This is a genomic window from Undibacterium sp. GrIS 1.2 (assembly GCF_040544435.1).
In the GTDB taxonomy this organism is placed as follows: Bacteria; Pseudomonadota; Gammaproteobacteria; order Burkholderiales; family Burkholderiaceae_D; genus Undibacterium.
In genome coordinates, this window is record NZ_JBEONP010000001.1 from 219245 (window position 1) to 239140 (window position 19896).

The 19896-nt window shown below is 47.0% G+C and carries 18 protein-coding genes; 8 read left to right on the forward strand and 10 right to left on the reverse strand.

Translation table 11 applies throughout. From position 1 onward, the window contains the following. The first annotated feature begins 14 nt into the window (after positions 1–14). Positions 15–614: a nucleoside phosphorylase-I family protein gene (locus AAKU61_RS00915; RefSeq protein ID WP_354328854.1), complete on the forward strand. Its 600-nt coding sequence runs from the start codon at positions 15–17 to the stop codon at positions 612–614. Between the two features lie 47 nt (positions 615–661). Next, positions 662–1309 (forward strand): glutathione S-transferase family protein, encoded by a 648-nt coding sequence (locus AAKU61_RS00920; RefSeq protein WP_354328855.1) that lies wholly within the window; start codon positions 662–664, stop codon positions 1307–1309. A 66-nt stretch (positions 1310–1375) separates the two neighbouring features. Here AAKU61_RS00920 and AAKU61_RS00925 read toward each other — a convergent pair whose 3' ends face one another. From AAKU61_RS00925 to AAKU61_RS00935, 3 genes are all read right to left on the reverse strand, one after another. Next, positions 1376–2281: a peptidylprolyl isomerase gene (locus AAKU61_RS00925; protein WP_354328856.1), complete on the reverse strand. Its 906-nt coding sequence runs from the start codon at positions 2279–2281 to the stop codon at positions 1376–1378. A gap of 158 nt (positions 2282–2439) precedes the next feature. Further along, the gene (locus AAKU61_RS00930; RefSeq protein ID WP_354328857.1) at positions 2440–3939 is read right to left on the reverse strand and encodes an ATP-binding protein; all 1500 of its coding nucleotides are present in this window, start codon (positions 3937–3939) and stop codon (positions 2440–2442) included. Between the two features lie 38 nt (positions 3940–3977). Continuing rightward, a complete protein-coding gene (locus tag AAKU61_RS00935; RefSeq protein ID WP_354328858.1) occupies positions 3978–4706 on the reverse strand; it encodes a response regulator transcription factor in 729 nt (242 codons plus the stop codon). Positions 4707–5301: 595 nt separating this feature from the next. Here AAKU61_RS00935 and AAKU61_RS00940 point away from each other — a divergent pair. The 3 genes from AAKU61_RS00940 to AAKU61_RS00950 all read left to right on the forward strand — a co-directional run bounded on the left by AAKU61_RS00940 (position 5302) and on the right by AAKU61_RS00950 (position 7193). Beyond that, positions 5302–5769: a hypothetical protein gene (locus tag AAKU61_RS00940; protein WP_354328859.1), complete on the forward strand. Its 468-nt coding sequence runs from the start codon at positions 5302–5304 to the stop codon at positions 5767–5769. An 89-nt stretch (positions 5770–5858) separates the two neighbouring features. After that, positions 5859–6224, forward strand: a complete 366-nt coding sequence (locus AAKU61_RS00945; RefSeq protein ID WP_354328860.1) for a cysteine rich repeat-containing protein — start codon at positions 5859–5861, stop codon at positions 6222–6224. 45 nt (positions 6225–6269) lie between these two features. Then, a complete protein-coding gene (locus AAKU61_RS00950; protein WP_354328861.1) occupies positions 6270–7193 on the forward strand; it encodes a sterol desaturase family protein in 924 nt (307 codons plus the stop codon). A 117-nt stretch (positions 7194–7310) separates the two neighbouring features. On the opposite strand, the gene AAKU61_RS00955 is transcribed toward AAKU61_RS00950, so the two are convergent. The 6 genes from AAKU61_RS00955 to AAKU61_RS00980 form a co-directional block, all read right to left on the reverse strand. Then, a complete protein-coding gene (locus tag AAKU61_RS00955) occupies positions 7311–8633 on the reverse strand; it encodes a TolC family outer membrane protein (RefSeq protein ID WP_322121257.1) in 1323 nt (440 codons plus the stop codon). A gap of 181 nt (positions 8634–8814) precedes the next feature. Further along, positions 8815–9138 (reverse strand): rhodanese-like domain-containing protein, encoded by a 324-nt coding sequence (locus AAKU61_RS00960; protein WP_322121256.1) that lies wholly within the window; start codon positions 9136–9138, stop codon positions 8815–8817. A 17-nt stretch (positions 9139–9155) separates the two neighbouring features. Then, positions 9156–9803, reverse strand: a complete 648-nt coding sequence (locus AAKU61_RS00965; RefSeq protein WP_354328862.1) for a protein-L-isoaspartate O-methyltransferase family protein — start codon at positions 9801–9803, stop codon at positions 9156–9158. 139 nt (positions 9804–9942) lie between these two features. Next, positions 9943–13113: an efflux RND transporter permease subunit gene (locus AAKU61_RS00970; protein ID WP_354328863.1), complete on the reverse strand. Its 3171-nt coding sequence runs from the start codon at positions 13111–13113 to the stop codon at positions 9943–9945. A gap of 3 nt (positions 13114–13116) precedes the next feature. Next, a complete protein-coding gene (locus AAKU61_RS00975; RefSeq protein ID WP_354328864.1) occupies positions 13117–14304 on the reverse strand; it encodes an efflux RND transporter periplasmic adaptor subunit in 1188 nt (395 codons plus the stop codon). Between the two features lie 154 nt (positions 14305–14458). Continuing rightward, positions 14459–15094 carry a TetR/AcrR family transcriptional regulator gene (locus AAKU61_RS00980; RefSeq protein WP_354328865.1) on the reverse strand — a complete coding sequence of 212 codons (636 nt, stop codon included), beginning with the start codon at positions 15092–15094 and terminating at the stop codon, positions 14459–14461. Positions 15095–15762: 668 nt separating this feature from the next. Here AAKU61_RS00980 and AAKU61_RS00985 point away from each other — a divergent pair. After that, complete coding sequence (locus AAKU61_RS00985; protein WP_354328878.1) at positions 15763–15969, forward strand: Fe-S-cluster oxidoreductase; 207 nt, start codon at positions 15763–15765, stop codon at positions 15967–15969. On the opposite strand, the gene AAKU61_RS00990 is transcribed toward AAKU61_RS00985, so the two are convergent. Further along, complete coding sequence (locus tag AAKU61_RS00990) at positions 15947–16339, reverse strand: c-type cytochrome (RefSeq protein ID WP_354328866.1); 393 nt, start codon at positions 16337–16339, stop codon at positions 15947–15949. The genes AAKU61_RS00985 and AAKU61_RS00990 overlap by 23 nt on opposite strands. Positions 16340–16912: 573 nt before the next feature. Here AAKU61_RS00990 and AAKU61_RS00995 point away from each other — a divergent pair. Then, positions 16913–17788 (forward strand): undecaprenyl-diphosphate phosphatase, encoded by an 876-nt coding sequence (locus AAKU61_RS00995; protein WP_354328867.1) that lies wholly within the window; start codon positions 16913–16915, stop codon positions 17786–17788. Positions 17789–17791: 3 nt separating this feature from the next. Then, positions 17792–19621, forward strand: a complete 1830-nt coding sequence (recQ, locus tag AAKU61_RS01000) for a DNA helicase RecQ (protein ID WP_322121249.1) — start codon at positions 17792–17794, stop codon at positions 19619–19621. Positions 19622–19896 lie beyond the last annotated feature (275 nt).

Sequence of the window (19896 nt, forward strand, 5' to 3'; positions counted from 1 at the left end):
TTGGATATTTAAACATGAACATCACTATCCTCTTCCCTACCCAAACAGAAGCAAGCCAGTTTCAACGTGATGATGTATCCACGATGATTTCTGGCGTAGGCCTAACTGCGACCGCGCTTGCGACGATGAAGGCAATTCAGCAATATCAGCCGGAGTTGATCATCCTCGTGGGGATCGCTGGGGTTTATCCGCATGCGCCATTCAAAAAATATGATGTGGTATTGGTAGAAACAGAGGTCGAAGGTGATTTGGGGTTCTTCACCAAGACCGGTTTTGTACACATGGCACATTTGCCTATTGAGATGGAGTTTGAGCGACGCCATACTTTGACTTGTCCACATCTGCCGTTAAATTCCCCTTTCCGGCTGGCAAAAAGTATGTCACTGAATGCGGCATTAGCGCCCTTTGTTGATGTGCAAAATATTGATATAGAAAATATGGAAGGTGCAGCTTTTTTCCATGTCTGCCTGCAAGAGCAACAAAAGTTTTTAGAGCTGCGGGCAATCTCTAACATTGCACAGATTGGCGATGATGATTGGGATATGCAAGGCTCAGTCAAAGTGCTCACTAAAGGATTGCATCAGCTGATTGATATTTTGCAAGGGCAAGGCTAAGCATTTAGCAATTGAACGCGTCAATTTTTTTACTTTAAGGAACCGTGATGTACACACTTTTCTACTCCCCGGGCACTGCCAGTATGGTAATCCATCAAGCACTGTTAGAGATAGGAGCACCTTTTGCATTACGCCTGGTAGATTTCGCCTCCAGTGGTCAGCGCGATGCTAGTTATTTGAAATTAAATCCGCAGGGTGTGGTGCCGACGTTGATGATTGATGGCAAAGCGATGGTGGAGTCTGGCGCGATTCTGATGATGCTTGCGGACCGTCATCCTGAGTCACATCTGGCACCGGCAGTCGGTACGCCTGAGCGAGACGCACTTTATCAATGGATCGTATTTTTGAGTAATTCGCTGGCGGCAACTTATCGTTTCTGGTTCTATCCTGCCGACCTTGGGACTACAGACACGACAGAACATACGCCTGAAGTACGTGTGGCTTTACAAAGAAAAATTGAAAGTGTCTGGGACAGACTTGATCAGCATCTGAGTATGAATGGTCCTTATTTATTGGGCGCAGATATCAGTGCTGCCGACTTACTATTGATTATGCTAATGCGCTGGTCACGTAATATGCCACGTACCGCACTCGACTGGCCTGCACTGAATAAATTTGCTGACTTAATGCGTACACGCCCAAGCTGGAAAGCGCTGTACCAAAATGAGGGGCTGACGGATTGGACAGGATGGTAATACGGGTTATTTCGGTGCAATAAAAAAGGAGCCGAGGCTCCTTTTTTATTGCCTGAATATCGAGAATTACTTCTTCACAGCATCAGCAGCTGGTGCTGTAGCGGCTGGCGCACTTGCCGGAGCTACGGTCACTGGCGCATTCACCATTTCGATTTTCGCTTTTGTACGGATATCGTCGATCAATTTTTTCAAGCTTTCTTGCTGGACTTGTTGCTTCAATCCGTCTTTAACTTCATCTAATGATGGGACGACTTTTGCACGCGAGTCTTCTAACAAAATTACGTGGTAGCCGAATTGTGATTTAACTGGCTCTACCGTGAATTTGCCTTTTTCTAATTTAGCTACCGCTGCGCCAAATTCTGGCACCATGCGTGCCGGATCAAACCAGCCCAAATCACCACCACTCGCTTTAGAACCCGCATCCAGTGTTTTTTGTTTAGCCAGTGCTTCGAATTGGCTTGGATCTTTTTGCAGCTTAGCGATAATGTCTTTCGCTTCAGCTTCTGTCGCTACCAAAATATGGCGCGCTTTGTACTCGTTACCACCGAGTTTGACTTTGATTTTTTCGTATTCTGCTTTGAGCATGTCATCGCTGATGACATTGGTTTTCAAATAATCTTGAACATACGCATTAGCCAAAATCGATTCTTTGGTCAACTGAGTCTGATCGATCACTTCTGGTGTTTTATCCAGACCTTTTTTTACGGCTTCTTGCGAGACGAGATATTGCAGCGCCAAATGATCAATGATCTCTTTGCGTGATTCTGGCGTGTCGGGCTGGCCTTGGGCTGCACGTTGCTTGACCATTAAATCAACGATGCTTTGGCTAATCGGCGTGCCATTGACGGTCGCAGCCGCTTTGGATGGAGCAGCAGCCTTGGATGCATCTTGTGAATTACAAGCAGTCAGGATCAGTAAAGAAGCAGCACTAGCTAACAAAATACGGGTATCAACACGGGACTTGATGAACATCTTTAGATTTCCTCTATAAGGTAAGTAATTGTATTCGGCTCAATATTAAGCTTGAGTTCAGCTCATATGATAAATGCAGAAAGCCGCATATATTAGCAGCATTGCATGGCATTGCTCAAAATTGGCAAAGAGATTGTATTCAGGATGGTAGTCAATCCTTACGCCAGAGGGAAAAACAGCAGCACCTGCAAACCCGGTACCGCATCTTGCAATAACATGTTGCCGCCGTGTCTTTGCATGGTGCGTTCTACTATTGCTAAGCCCAAGCCGGTTCCTGGCAAGCCCCGGTCTTGCGCACCGCGAGAAAAAGGCTTGCGTAACAAATCTCGCTGATCGGCAGCAATGCCTGCGCCGTGGTCGCGCACTGCCAATACGGCAAATATCTGCTCCTTGGTTTCTTGCAAATATAAACGCACCAGGACAGGCGCTTGGCCATATTTAGTGGCGTTATCTAATAAGTTAGCTAGCAATCTCTCGATTGCGATACTACTGGCTGGCGCTATCCATAACGCAGCGCTGGATTCGATACTGGATTCGACGCTTAAGCTGACGTAATCGTAGTCACCCGCGCTCAGCAGACGCTGTGTTAATGCGCATAAATCGACCCGTTCTTCCATCGGTTCGGCCTCGGCACGAGCAAGGTCTAAAAAAGAACCAACCAACTTATCGGCAATCTGAACATTGCGCACAATGCTGTCGCGTTTATTGTTGACTTCTGAACTCTCAGGCAGCAGCTCTGCAGCCATACGAATGCGGGCAAGCGGCGAGCGTAAATCATGCGAGATTGCGGCTAACATCAAATCTCTTGCGGTATCTTGCTCTGCTCTTTGTGCTGCAAATTCTGCAAATTGGGCGGCTAACTGACGCACTTCTGCTGGCCCTGTGTTTGCTGCTTTTGCTGCTTTTTCTATATCTGCTGACCGTGTGCAGGAAATCGTATGGAGTTGCTTGCCGCTAGCCGCAAAGGCCTTAACGCTACGCTGCAAATCTAATAAAGGCCTGGCAATACGTCGGCTTAACCAGGCCGAGGCCGCGATAAATACCAGGACCACAATGAGGAAGCCGATCAAACCACGGCGGCGGATGTCTGGCCCTTCTAGCTCACTTTGCACACCGACCCAAACTGGCTGTGCGCTGGTTTGTAATTCTAGCCATGTGGTGGTCTTACCTGTCTCACCGCTGACTGCCAGACTCATCACAGGAATACCTTGCGCATTTAACTCAGAAATCAGAGCACGGTAACGCGGCACCAGCGGCATTAGGCTGGCAGAAAATGGCGGCGGGCCGGGGATTAAACTAATGTCTGCGGTGACGGTTTTAGTATTTGGCAACCCTGCTGGTTTACCGTCGCGTAAATTTTGTTGTACCGGCTTGAGCGCCTGCGCCCATAACGGGGCTGTTGAATGAGCAAAAATATTAGCTTGCTCATTAAATAGCAGGACAACAAATATGCCCGTCAACAAAATGCCCACAGTGACTTGGAGTAAAAAAATCCGTGCGAATAGTGAGTCAAACAAAGAATCAAACCTTGAGTAAAACCATTTACTGAATAATTTATAAAATCTGCCGGCAAAGCTCTTGCCTGGACTGATTGTCTCCGCCAGATTTACAGGCTGAATTGTCGACTGATTAATGGGTGGCTCCACAGCCTCATTCATAGAGTTTTGGTTTGCGGACGACCTGTTGATTTTGTCTCTCATCTGGCGCTGCCCGTAAAGACATAACCTTCGCCTCTGACGGTCTCTATCCAATCACGTCCATTGGGTGCGCTACGTAACTTTTTGCGCAGTCTAGCGACTTGTACATCAACCGCTCTGTCCAGCGGCATGTAGCTGCCGGGCTGCACCGCTGCAGACAAAGCATCGCGGGAAACGGTAATCCCAGGTTGGCTGGCCAAGGCGACTAATAGTTTAAATTCATTCGACGTCAGCTGTAAAATTTGCGGCTCGCGCTCAGTCGGATCAGTGCAAATTGCGCGTCTTGCCATTAAATCTAAGCTCAGGCCATCAAACTGCAATTGGGTGCGCTTGGTGAAGACCCTGACCCGACGTGCAAGCGCACGTACGCGGGCGACCAGTTCCCGCGGCTCAAATGGTTTAGCCAGATAATCATCGGCACCCAGTTCTAATCCCAAGACACGATCAATCGGATCGCCTCTGGCAGTCAGCATTAGAATTGGTAATTCATTCCCCGACTCGCGCAGACGACGGCATACATCTAAGCCATTCGCATCGGGCAACATCAGATCTAACAGCAAGACATCCGGTTGATAAGTCGCCAGCGCCGCCATCCCGAGTGCAGCCGTCACTGCGCAATGCGTTTGTATCCCTTCGCGCAATAGCAGCTCGCTAGTCATTTGCGATAACTCAATATCATCATCAATCATTAAAACTTTGGTCGGCTCTGCACGTGCAAACATTTCCATAGATGCTTCCCAATTGAATGAAATCAGAATCTGCATTGATGGCAATGCGATGACGCAGTAAAGCGCATACGGCATGCGGTAGTCAAGTGGGGAGGTTGATGCTAAGTCGATTTTTTACTTTTGGGATTGCATTCGAATAAACACTGTTCGATAAAATAGCTTCAGCAGGCTCACGATTGCTTTTTAAATAATTTTGTATGGCCAATATTAATATACTCCCCATTATTTTTACAAGAAATGGCTTACTACTCAACTAATCCATGGACAACTTAAATATACCTACCCGGAGTATAAATATAGCACCATACAAGCTTCCTACAAAAAATTGATAAGGGAGACAGATAAAATTTTTCCGATCGACGCCTGAGCAGCACCTAAGCAATACCCTGCCACTACCTGGCATAGCGACTTATTCCCCTATAAGTTTGATTTGTGTCACTGCTGACATATTTTGACATCGGATGTCAAACACAGAAACCCGCCTTGCTCCTAGAATAAAGTCTGCTTATTTCACTACTTTTATTTGTTTTTTTTATTTCTTAACAGGCCTTCACTAACTGGGCTCAGTTAACAAACTTAACCACCGGAGTCAATCATGAAAACAGCTCGGATTTCTAGCGTTGCGGTTTTATTCACTGGCACTTGCCTACTGATTACTGGCCTGACTATCGGCACAAGCGCATCAGCAGCAGAATTTACCGGACGCCATGGCAGTACCGCCAGTGCCAGCGGCGTAGTGCTGCCGAACCGTCAAGGCGGTGTATCAGCCGCCGGGCAAGTCACCGCCAATGGCGCACGAGGCGGCACAGCGAGCGGACAGGCAAATATCCAGACTAACGGGCAGCAAAGCGCTATCTATAGCGCGAGTGGCTCCGGAACGACGGCAAACGGCACAGGTTATAGTGGCACCAGTAGCGGTAGCTCCAGCTATAACAGCAGCACCGGTTACGCTGGCAATAACACCACTACGGTGAACGGAAAAACCGTGAATACCATTACACAAAACGGAGCAACGACAGTGTCTTCCGCTAAGGGGACAAAGACTTTTGGTAGCCGTCACTAAATCAGATATTTTTAATATCTAAATCGAATAACCATCGCAGCGGTTTCAAGATACATACACAATAAATCATCAACCAACGGAGCCTCATCATGCAAACTCAACGCGTCTCTATATCCACCTTGTTGAAGATGTTGACAGCCAGTCTTTTTATACTCGGTGCAGCACATAGTCAGGCAGAAGATGCTGGCTCAGTACAAAAAGCCTGCCGCGCAGATTTCTCTAAGTTCTGCCCATCGATCAAACCTGGCGGTGGCCGTTTAGCCGGATGTCTGAAGGAACATCAAAGTGAATTATCTGCGGGCTGTCAAGAAAAAATGAAAGTAGTGTCATCCTGTGGCGAACAAATCAAAGAGCTTTGCGGTAAAGAATCTGATCCTAAAAAAATCAAACAATGCGCTAAAGAACATCGCAGCGAATTTAATGAAGAATGCAAATCCTCCATCACAGACAAATAATTTTTACTTATTTTTTAAGTCATCAATGCCAAGACGGTGAGCCACATGATGCGTAACGAATTGACGACACAACTGATCAGCGCAAAGACCTTACCCTGGATTTTTGGCTTGCTATTAATTATTCTTCTGGCGGCCACTATCGAGGGGATAGTGCTAACGTTTTACAGTAAAAAATCCTATGATTGGCGAGCCTATGCGGCGACTGCGGTGGATATGATCATCCGCCGATTGATTGATGCATCGGGTATTTCTATCGCAGCACCAATACTGTTTTTTGCCTTTACACATCGGATCAATACTGTAGAACTTTCTACGCCTTTTGCATTTGTTTTGCTATTCATCGGGCAAGAGTTTTTTTACTATTGGTACCACCGTACGTCACATACGGTGCGGTGGTTTTGGGCGACGCACTCGGTACATCATTCACCGAATGAATTGAATCTGGCTGCGGCTATGCGCTTGGGCTGGACTGGTAAGCTGACAGGCACCAGTTTATTTTTTACGCCATTAGTCTGGTTGGGATTTGCACCGACAACGGTATTAGCAGTAGTGGCGATTAATCTGCTTTATCAGTTTTGGATACATGCACCGTGGATACCAACATTGGGGCCGTTGGAGTGGGTACTGAACACACCAGCACACCACAGCGTGCATCATGCATCCAATCCTGAATATCTGGATTGCAACTACGGTGGCGTCCTGATTATTTTTGATCGCCTGTTTGGCACCTTCAGACAAGAGCAAGCTGGCATACAAATACGCTATGGCTTGACTGAAAGATTGTATAGCTACAATCCAATAAAAATTGCACTACATGAGTGGAGTAAATTAGTCAGAGATCTGTGGTCGGCAAAGACTTGGCTTATGCGAATAAAAATATTGTTTGGACCACCGGGTACGGTCGATAAGGAATACGGCAGCAGCACTAACACGATCCACTCTATCAAGCCTGGAACATCAACATCATAAGTCCAACATAGCAAAAAAATTGCTTCTTAAAACCGGATCATTGCTATTAGCAAACCCAATTTTTAAGAAGCGAAATAAAGTGCAGTCAATCTGCTGCACAAACGATCCGGCTAAAAATTAATGTAAAAGCAAATCGTTAACCTCGATCAGATCAGCTTCTTTTAAAGTACCAGCAGCGGATTTAAGACGCAGGCCGTTCATGATCGTGTCATAACGCGCTTTCGCCAAATTTTGACGTGTGGTGTACAACTGCTGTTGCGCATTCAAAACGTCGATATTGATACGTACACCAACCTGATATCCCAGCTTGTTAGAGTCTAACGCGGATTGCGAAGAAATCTCAGCCGCCTCATACGCTTTTACCTGTGCCAGACCGCTAGTGACGCCCAAGAATGCCTGACGGGCATTTTGTGCCGCTGTGCGGCGAGTGAAGTCCAAATCGCTTCTGGCTTTATCTTCTAATGCGATGGATTCACGCACCCGGCTGTCGACTGCAAAACCAGAGAACAGTGGAATATTCCATTGCACACCGATTGAGTTCGATTTGACAACACCGTTACCGTTAAGTGAACTATTGCCGCCATTAGAATTACGACCGGAACTGGCAACCAGATCTAGCGTAGGATAATGACCGGCGCGGTTTCTGGAGATATCACGGCGTGCGATCTCTAACGAAACTTGTGATGCGACTACGCCGTAATTTTGCTTCTCAGCGGAACTCACCCAGTCACCAATCTGCGCCGGTTGTGGCGAGCTGATTTGAATACCACGTTTGAGGATCGCCAGATCACCGGCTTCTTTACCAATAATTTGTTGCAAGGCTGCGCGTTTGATTTGCAGATCACTGATGCCTGCAAACTCTTGCGCTACTGTCAAATCGTAACGTGCCTGCGCCTCATGCGTGTCAGTAATGGTGGAGGTACCGACTTCAAAATTGCGCTTGGCTGAAGCTAACTGTTCAGAGATCGCCGCCTTTTGAGCTTGCAAAGTTTCCAGAGCATCTTGCGATGTCAGCACATCAAAATAAGCTTGACCAACTCTGACAATTAAATCTTGCTGCGCTTGTGCAAATTGCGCATCGCTGGCTACGACCAATAATTTACCTTGCTCATATTGCTGCCAGTTTGCCCAACGAAATAAGGGCTGGGATAAAGCTAAGCTATAGGTATTGGTGTAACCCGTGCCTTTACTCGTAAACGGCGCATCGGGCTGAATTTCTGCCGTGGTGCGAACATCACTACCGCTCAAAGCCACGCTGGGCAACAAGCCTGCGCGTCCCTGCACTACTTTTTCTAAACCAGCCACTTGCGAAGCGCGCGCACTGCTGTATTGCGCATCGTTCGCCAATGCATCTTTGTAGATTTGCAGCAAATCAGCGGCACTGGCATCGAGAGTCAGAAAAACACCGGCGATCAGTGTGGCAATGATGGGATTACGCATGTAACACTCCGAAAGAGTAAATAAGTAGATAGGTAGGTAGTAAAGTAAATGATCAAAATCAGTAGTACAGACGTCAGTTAAAAACTTTGTTCCACAAGCTGCAATAAATTAAGTCGAAATTTATCAAAACGAAATTAATCGAAACAATCGAAGCGAATTAATCAAAACGGATTAATTAAAATCAATACACCGGCATTGCGTTATCCACCTGCTGTGCCCAGGCATGTACACCGCCGGTCAGGTTGATCACATTCGTAAAATCATGCTGCTCTAAAAAATGTGCGACTTGCATACTACGGGCACCATGATGGCAAATGCAAACAATACTAAGGTCTGAATCAAGCTCCTGATGTCTAACCGGAATACTCTGCATCGGCATCAGTACCGCACCGGGAATATGACAAGTTTCGTACTCCCATGGTTCCCGTACATCGAGCAATAAAGGCGGTGTTTTTGTTTGATCCGCTAACCAGATGGCCAATTCAGGCGCTGTCATATGTTGCATGAGCCAATTCCTATTTTTTAAAATTTAAACTTGGATGCAGGCACAGATTGCGGCAATGCCGGTACGACTGTTTCAAACAAAGTCGTGGTCTTAAATTCTGTTGCTGATTCACGCAAAATAAGTTGTGCCGACATTGCCGGAGCCTGACCTGCGATCACAAACAGACGACCGCCGACATTCAATTGCTGTTGCAAATGCGTAGGCACGATCTCTAGCGAACCACTGACAACGATCACATCGTAAGTATTGTTATTAGCGATTAAGCCGTTGCCAACAATCACGGTGACATTAGGAACATCGTTCTCGCGCAGATTATGTTTGGCGGTTTCTGCCAGAGCCGGATTGGTTTCAGTCGTGGTGACATGGTGTGCCTGATGCGCTAACAAAGCGGACAAATATCCAGTGCCTGTACCGATCACTAAAACTGACTCTTGCTTTTTAACGAACAGTTCTTGCAAAATACGTGCTTCGAGTTTTGGACTCAATGCAAAAGTGCCATCCGCAAGCGGTAACTCGGTATCAAAAAATGCCAGACTTTTTTGGCTTTCCGGGAAAAAGTTTTCACGCTTACAAATGATCAATAAATTTAAAACATCCTGATCCAGTACATTCCATGGACGGATTTGCTGTTCTATCATGTTAAAACGGGCTTGTTCGATATTCATATTGTTCACTCTGTCGCATTAATGATGGGGAACCCGCATTTTATCAAAGCGCGCTGCCACGTAGAAGAATCCTTCACTAACTACACTCACTACACCCTCTGTACCGCTACTGCTTCAATTCTGAGTAAAGATAATTTGTTCAAGATAGCCATTTCTTTTTAAACCATTCGCCCAAATCGTCCAGATAGGTGTACATCACTGGCACAACCACCAACGTCAATAAGGACGAGGTGATAATGCCGCCGATCACCGCCTGCCCCATAGGTGCTCTTTGCTCTGAACCCTCGGTCAAGGCAAATGCCAGAGGCACCATACCAAATACCATTGCCAGGGTGGTCATCAAAATAGGACGCAACCTGACATGAGCGGCCTCTAACAAGGCATCGATCCGGTTCATCCCGTCCCTCCGTGCCTGATTGGCAAAATCCACCAGCAAAATCGCATTCTTGGTCACCAGACCCATCAACATGATGAAGCCGATAATGGAAAACATATTCAAGGTCGACCGGAAAAACATCAGTGCCAGGAAAACACCAATCAGTGTCATTGGCAAAGCAGTCATAATCGCAATCGGCTGCAAGAAGCTGGCAAACTGCGACGCCAAAATCATGTAAATAAAAATCACTGCCAAAGCCAGTGCAGACACAGCATAGCCAAATGATTCCGCCATATTTTTAGACGCTCCGCCCATCTGATAGCGATAACCTGGCTGCCATTGCATGCTGTCTAAAATCTTCTTGACCTCGGCGCTAACTTCTCCGGCAGAGCGCCCGACCACATTGGCTGACAGCTCAACCTCACGATTTAAATCCCGACGATTAATCTGATTGGCGCCAGTCGATGCCTGGATATCAGCGACCTGACGCAAAGGCACCATCTTGGGAGAACCATCGGCGTTGGTTTGGGAACTCGCCAGCATCAAGCGTGATAAATCATCTTGGTTATTTCTATCGCTAGGCGACAAACGCACTGATACATCATAATTTTCATTATCTGGTGCGCGCCAGGTGGTTGCGGCTTCACCCGCTAATAAAGGTCGCAAGGCATTCCCAATTTGTGCCACGCCAACACCAAGATCAGCACCGATATCACGTTTAGGCTGAATCGAAATAGTCGGTTTTTCAGCCTTCAGGCTAGAGTCCAGGTCCACTAAGCCAGGGATGGCGCGAAGGCGGCGCTGCACGTCTTCTGACATGATGGCTAATTGCTTGAGATCGGTACCAAGCAAGCTAAACCGTAGTTGTTTGTTATCGCCACCCACACCGTCCAGTGCGCCGATATGCGTAACGGTAATACCTGCAATTTGCGTTAAGCGATTACGCAATGGAATCGACATCTGCGATGTGCTTCTAATGCGATCTTTACGCGGGACTAAACGGATGTATGTCGTCACATAACTTTTACCTTGGGCGGAACCAGTATTGACGGTGCTGTAAGTATCCAAGACTTCTGGAAATTCTTTCAACACCGACTCAACTTGATGCACCTTGGTCTCGGTCAGTTCTAAGGAAGAACCAACTGGAGTATAAAAGGTGATGCCCGTTTCTGAGTAATCTGCTTGCGGAATAAACTCTGATCCTATCAGGCCACCAATAGGAATCAATAAGCCACCAATAAAAGTCAATGCGGCAATGAGCAAAGTCATGATGCGATGCTTGAGCGACCACCTAAGCATGTTCTGATATGCAGCAGAAAACCACTGTACACCGCGCTCAAATTGCTCCAGCACACGACCAATGGTATTGGCGTAAAGCCCTTTGCGCCCTTTGCTAGCTTTATCTTCAGCATTGGCATGGACATCAGGATCTGGCCAGATCGACGACAACATAGGATCTAAGGTGAAAGAGACGAACATCGAGATCAATACCGCCGCTGTCACCGTAATACCAAACTGATGGAAAAACCGACCAATAATGCCGCCCATAAAACCTACCGGCAAAAATACCGCGACGATAGAGAATGTCGTTGCCAGCACCGCTAAACCAATTTCGGCAGTACCTTCTAAAGCGGCAGTATGATGATCTTTATACTTACCATTCACCTTCATGCCGGCATGGCGCACGATATTCTCACGTACAACAATCGCGTCATCAATCAACAAGCCAACGCAAAGCGATAATGCCATCAGCGTAATCATATTGATGGTGAAACCAAACATATCCATGAATAAGAAAGTACCGATCAAAGCGACTGGCAAAGTTAAGCCGGTAATCACCGTTGAGCGCCATGAATCTAAGAAGAGGAACACGATCAGAATAGTCAGTGCAGCACCTTCGATCAAGGTTCTGCGTACGTTTTCTACGCCAACACGTATCTGGCGAGAACCGTCTTTAATGACTTGTACTTTGACACCGGGATATAAGGCTTTGAGCTGCGGCGTCAGATTCTTTAATGCCTCAGCCAAACCATCGGCAACTTCTATGGTGTTTTGTCCCTGGGCTTTTAAAATATCCAACGCCAGAGTGCGTTGACCGTTGTAAAGCGCCAGACTTTCTTGCTCTTCTTGTCCGTCAATAATGGTGGCCACTTGCGACAAAAAAACAGGTTGTCCACCGCGCTTGCTGACGATAATACGACCAAAATCGGCAGGATTTTTGATACGGCCTTGTATCTGTACTACCTTCTCATTATCCAAAGAGCGTATCGCTCCCGTTGGTAATTCTTGGTTTTCATTTTTTACCGCATTAATGACTTGATCGACACCCAGGCCAAGTGCCTCCATCTCGTTGGGTTTAATATAAATCTTGATCTCGCGTTTGACGCCACCGACCAAAGTAACAGAGCCGACGCCGCGTACATTCTCTAAACGTTTTTTGACAATCTGATCGCCGATCGTTGTCAGCTCACGGAAATCTCTTTTCTTAATCGTGTCGTCGTTAGTCACGGATACCGAAAAAATAGGTTTATCAGAAGGGTCATAACGTGTGACGCGCGGTTCTTTCACTTCTTTGCGGAATCCCGACTTAATCAGCGCAACTTTTTCACGCACGTCTTGTGCGGCTTGTGCCGGGTCAACGGTTAAATCGAACTCCATAATCACCACAGAACTACCCTCGTAAGAACGCGAGGTCAAGGCGCTGATGCCATTGATGGTGTTAACTGATTCTTCTACTTTGCGGGTGATGTCAGACTCAATGGTTTCCGGCGATGCGCCCGGATAATCGGTCTGGATTACGACCACAGGAAAAGTAATATCGGGGAACTGATCCACCCGTAAACGCTTGTATGAAAACAAACCCAACACCACAAACGCCACCATCATCATGGTCGCTAAGACTGGGTTGCCAATGCTAATGCGCGTAAACCACATGGCCTAGCCTTTGCTATTGGTCTGAGCTGCCGCTTGCAGTACCTTCACTGCAACGCCGGAACGCAAACTGCCGAGATTAGCTTTGACGATTTGCGCATCTTTCGTCAGACCAGATAAAACCTCTACACTAGCCGTGCCATTACTCTCGCCTTGCAATCCCAGCGTCACATTTTTTTGTTGCAAGACATTGTTTTCAATCGCATAGACAAAGGCTTTATTGGCGTCGTATTGCACTGCCGTTTGCGGGATAGTCATCACGTCTGATTTTTTATCGAGTGCTAATTGCGCCTCGGCAAAGACACCCGCTTTAACTTGTCCATCCGTATTGGCGACCTGAATATAGGTCATGATAGAGCGCGAGCCGGACTGTACTGCCGGATTAATCCGCGTCACTTTACCGACGATCGCCGTATTGATGCCCTCAACTTTGAGCGTCACTTGCTGGCCTAATTTGATGCTTGCAATATCCTGACTAGGAACTGCCGCTTCCATCTCTAACACACGTAAATCGACAATATCCAGTAAGCGATTATCGGGCGAGACTTTTTCACCTGGTTGTACACTGCGGACACTTACCAGGCCAGCAATCGGTGACTTGACAATGGTATCTGCCAAGGCTTTTTGAGCGACGGATAAAGCACCTTTGGCAGAGTCAACATTGGCTGCAGCGATCGCATATTGGTTTACGCCGTTATCAAAGGCGTTGGCTGAAATAAAATTTTTATCCAGCAATGCCTTGTTATTATCACGAGTTTGCTTGGCGATATCCAGCTGGCCTTGGGCTGCCTTGAGTGCGCCGCGTGCCTGCTCTAGCTTGGCATCGTATTCTGTGCTGTCCATTTTAACTAAGACCTGACCGACCTGCACGGCCTCACCTTCACGCACTAGCACTTCGCGCACTTCTGCCGCGACTTTGGCCTTGACTGCGGATTGATTCATGGCGCGCAAGGCACCTGACAAGGTCAAGGTTTTTTGAATATCGGTGGAAGCCACTGTCACAATATCTGTGGGTAAAAACTCTAATATTTGTGGTGTTTGTGGTGTGTTTGTGGTCGCTGTCACGCTGGCGACTGCTTTTTGCGCTGTGTTTGTATTTTGTAAGCTGTCGCTCGATTTTTTCTTCATGAAAAAAAATCCTGCACCTAGCAATACCAATACAACAATGATCCATAATCCCCGACGCTGCAGCATAGTTATCCCGTGTTATTTAATTTTTATTTTGTTTTTTTTGAGCGAATACATCGGTGTTGCAGTGGCTCCCTCTCAGACTAAGTTAGACAAATTCAGGCCAATTTAAATCAACAGAGCGCCCGTCCACCGACGTTAACCAACTACTCCAACTACTTCAGTTTGGATTAACTAACAGTCCACGTAATGCCATGTCCATGTAGTGTTCTAGATAGGTTTCAAGATCCTCGGTCCGAATCTGGCACACGCTATAGGAATGCTTCCACATCATCATCATGATCATAGGCGCGATCAATATCTTGGCGCCAATACTAGGATCAATTTTCCGCATTTCCCCGCTATCGATACCTCTTTGCAACAAACGTATCATCATTGCATCGCTGGGGGCGATCACTTCTTCGTAATAAAACTGTGCCAGATCAGGGAAGTTAGCCGCTTCCGCCATCATTAACTTACTCAGTCCCGACAATTTGGTTTTGCCAATCCGCTCCCACCAGGTTCCCATGAACTGGCGGAACAAATCGGCAGTGCTGCCAGTAAATTGATCAATTAATTCACCCGCCTCGCCAATTAAAGGCACGACGCTTTCACGCACAACTGCTTTGAACAGCTCCTCTTTACTGCTGTAATACAGATACAAAGTCCCTTTAGAGACACCTGCAATGCGTGCCACATCATCCAGACGCGTAGCAGCGAACCCGCGCTCGACAAATAAATCGAGTGCAGCAGCAAGTAGTTCTTGAGGGCGAGCATCCTTACGACGCTCCCAGCGGGGCTTGAACGGACAGGACATGATGATGGGGAAATTTAACTTACTGAAGAGTCAGTAATATAAACTTCTCTACCCTGAGCGTCAAGGAAACAGTTTCCGCTCGAACTGCATGATTACCTGCTGTAGTATGTCCGCACCGAATTGAGCCAGATTGTGCAGCTTCCATCCTCCTATCGCCATTGCTATGCGATCAAGCAACAAAAGTGGAGGCTGAAATGACAAAATACAGCCGCGAACGACAAGATCACCGGAGGGATTGATGGTTTTTCAATATGGTAAGTGTCTGCTACTATTTAAATCCAGATTTTCCATTGGAACAGCGACAAGTGTGCCTTTGGCGAACTGACTGGCTAGACGCGACGACGACGCAAGCTGCATCTTGCTAGGAGGAGGAGCAACGCCAGGCAGTTCGCCAAAGGTGCAATTGTCGCTGTAGCGCTCCCACTCAAATCGCGGTGGTGTTACCCCTCTGAAGAACGCATGCCGTCTGCGTTTTTTGCGAAGTGGTAGCGGTCTAATGGAAAATCTGGGTTAAATAGGAACTGAGAAGTGTCTACGAAGCACCTGCAACACAAGTCAGGCCGTATCCTGGTCAAAACTCTACTGAATAACTTTACTAATGAAATACCCACATGATTTGTCGTGACAATTGCGGTGCATGTTGCACCGCCCCTTCGATTTCGAGTGCTATCCCCGGAATGCCCAATGGCAAACCGGCGGGCGTCAGATGCATACAGTTGACGGCAAATAATCAATGTCAGATTTTTGGGCGTCCGGAGCGCCCCTCCTGTTGCTCAGGACTTCAGCCGTCCACAGAGATGTGCGGATCAACCCGGGAGCAGGCAATTCAATGGCTTAGCGAGCTGGAGAGAATTACTGCACCGGCTTCGCATTAACCATTGGGAAGCTACGCAAGTAGGTAAGCAGATTGACAATTTCCTTCTCATCACCAATCCCGTAAAAACGCATTTTTGTACCGGGTACAAGATCGCTGGGGTCCTTCAAAAATGCAGTCAACGATTTCTCTGACCAGACGATGCCCGAATTTTTCATTGCTTGTGAATATCGATAATCACCCGTTGCCCCTGCGCGTCTGCCGATAATGCCATTCAGTTCAGGGCCAAAACCACCTCGTGCAGAGGGACCAACCTGGTGACACGAAGCACATTTTTTAAAGGCGGCCTTACCAGCCTCTAAGTTGCCAGAAGTTTGCGCCGAAGCAAACTGACTGACCAGTAAGAATATCAATAAGACTAATTTATGCATGATGGGTCAATAGTGGAGGTAAGTATGTGAAGTGTGCATGCAATACATCGCTGCAACGCGAAGACAAAATAGATCATATCCAATTTTTGTAAAACAGGATTAATCAGACGACGTTGGACTACTCTAAGACTTACGCAAAATCGCCCCAGCTGAGTTGTAGCTCCTGGCTCTACTTAAGTGCTATCTTCGTCGCCACGCCTTGCGGGGGACAATTTTGCGTAAGCCTTATATTCTTCACTGACAACCACCTGCCAGCATATATCTACATGGCGCTGACGGAATCTCAAACGCACCCGACCTGTACAAACATTTTTTGTTATATTTAAAATACTCCCATATAGTATTTTAAATATGTCCATATATTATTTGGACAATACACCATTTAATAAAAAATTTATGGGGAGTATATGAATTTATCGCACTTTGTAACAAATTCGAGGGGCGCGTAGCATGCGACCATGTTAAGCTTCGTGCCGACTAATTGAGCATGCGATTTTTCTTATATTTGTCCAGCATTGACGCATCATCTACCTTCTTTTTTTCATCCCATTCACTCACAATTTTCTGCCGACTATGGATCTTATCTTCGCCGTAAAAATCATCATCATGGGTATCGTTGAGGGACTGACGGAATTCCTGCCGATCTCTTCTACAGGGCACTTGATACTGACGGGTAGCCTGATTAACTTTACCGAAGGCATTTCATCAGATACGGCCAAAGTATTTGATATCGTGATACAAGCTGGTGCGATTTTCGCGGTTTGCTGGGAATATCGGCAAAAAATTGCGAGCGTGACGATGGGGTTAGCGAGCGATAAAAAATCTCAGAAATTTGCACTTAATCTGGTAGTTGCCTTTTTGCCCGCAGCCATACTGGGTGTCTTGTTCATCAAAACGATTAAGGCATATTTGTTTGCACCAGTTCCGGTCGCACTTGCCTTCATCATCGGTGGCTTGATTATTTTGTGGGTAGAGCGTAAAAACAAACCCGTTACTGGCAACGCAAACACAGTCGCCATTGCGGACAAAGTGGCGCGTGTCCAGTCCGTGGATGATATGACGATGTTAGATGCGCTCAAAATTGGTATCGCTCAATCATTCGGTTTGATCCCCGGCACCAGCCGCTCAGGCGCGACGATTATTGGCGGTATGTTATTTGGCTTAAGCAGAAAAGCCGCCACTGAGTTTTCGTTCTTCTTAGCGATTCCGACCTTGCTGGGAGCAACCGTATATTCGCTCTACAAAGCACGTCATGAATTATCGATGACCGATGTGCCGGTATTTAGCCTCGGAACTGTTGCCGCATTTATCTCAGCCTTCTTTTGTGTACGCTGGTTATTGCGTTATATCGCTTCTCATAATTTCAATGCATTTGCCTGGTACCGTATTGCCTTCGGTATCATGATTTTAATTACTGCCTACACTGGCGCGATCGCCTGGGTTGATTAAGTTGTGACAGAAGCCAGCAATACTGCCGATCCGGCACTGCATTTATTACAAACCGTATTTGGCTACCCGTCTTTTCGTGGGCAGCAAGAACAAATTGTCGGACATGTCGTCAAGGGCGGTGACGCTCTGGTGCTAATGCCAACTGGCGGCGGTAAGTCTTTGTGTTATCAAATTCCAGCGCTGATACGGCATGGCGTCGGCATCGTCATCTCGCCACTGATTGCGCTGATGCAGGATCAGGTGGATGCACTGGAAGAAGTCGGTGTTAGGGCCGCCTTTCTCAACTCAACACAAAGTTTTGATGAAGCCTTACGTATCGAAAAAATGATGCGTAACGGCGAGCTGGACATGGTGTACATCGCGCCAGAGCGCTTGATGACACAGCGTTGTCTGGAATTATTATCGGTAACGCCACTGGCTCTTTTTGCGATTGATGAGGCGCATTGCGTCTCCCAGTGGGGACATGATTTCCGGCCAGAATATATCAAGCTGTCGATCTTGCATGAACGCTTTCCGTCGGTGCCGCGTATCGCCCTGACCGCGACCGCCGATCAACAAACCCGTGATGAAATTATTCACCGCTTGCAGTTAGAAAATGCACTGCAATTTGTCTCGTCCTTTGATCGCCCTAACATCCGCTACCAAATTGTGGAGAAGGCGAATGGACGCAAGCAATTACTCGATTTTATTCAGGCGCAACACAATGGCGATGCGGGGATTGTGTATTGCCTGTCGCGTAAAAAGGTCGAAGAGACCGCTGAATTTTTGAATGAAAACGGCATCACTGCCCTGCCCTATCATGCCGGGATGGCGCTACCGGACCGGACAAAAAATCAGTCTCGTTTTTTGCGCGAAGACGGGATAGTGATGACGGCGACGATCGCCTTTGGCATGGGTATCGACAAACCTGATGTGCGCTTTGTCGCCCATCTGGATTTACCCAAAAGTATTGAAGGCTATTATCAAGAAACCGGCCGTGCCGGACGTGATGGAACGAGTGCCAATGCCTGGATGGCCTATGGTTTGCAAGACGTAGTTCAGCAGCGTCGTATGATTGATGAGTCTGAGGCGAATGAAACCTTTAAACGTGTGCAAGGCGTTAAGCTTGATGCCATGCTGGGCTTGTGCGAAACGCTGAATTGCAGGCGCGTACATATCCTCGATTATTTTGGACAGCAATCGCAAGCCTGCGGCAACTGCGACACCTGCTTGTCACCACCAACCTCGTTTGATGGCAGCCTGGCAGCACAAAAAATTCTTTCTACTATCTACCGTGCCGATCAACGCTTCGCTGCGGGTCATATCATTGACGTTTTGCGTGGCATCGACACTGATCGCGTCAAGCAATGGCGACATGATCAGCTGTCCACTTTTGGTATAGGCTCTGACAAAAGTGAAGCAGAGTGGCGCGCCCTGTTGCGACAATTAATCGCACTCGGTCTGGTCTCAGTCGATTATGACAATTTTAGCTCGCTCAAACTCACTCAGGAGTCACGCGCTGTTTTAAAAGGCGAGACCAAAGTACAACTACGTCAATACAAAAAAGCAGAAAAAGCCGTCAAACATAAACGTCAATCGGCGAAAGATTATGCTGAATCAAATCTCTCGAATAGCGAGCAAGCGATCTTCGAAAAACTACGTTGGTGGCGGGTAGAAACTGCCAAGGCGCACAACACAGCGGCCTTCATTATTTTCCATGATTCGACCCTGCGCGAAATCGCCAAAGCCAATCCTAGATCAATGGACGATTTACGAGGTGTGACTGGCGTTGGCGAGAAAAAATTAGAGCGCTACGGTGCAGAAATTGTGGCGTTGATTGCGGAATTGCAGTAAGCGGTGAATCGCCTTAATAAATCACTTTGGCGAATGACTTTAATTCATCTATTTTATGGAAAAAGCAAATACTCCCCCATTATTTCTCTATAAACGTCCTATAGACCAGTAAATATATGGACAATAAAATATACTTACCTGGAGTATAAAAAATAAGAGAGTGAGCATCATGCGCACTCTGTATGCGTCCGACAGTCCCACCTAGACGATCAGCAAACAACCGATTTTGCCCGCAGCGGCAACAATTCATCAATACGATTATTTTTACAGGTAGG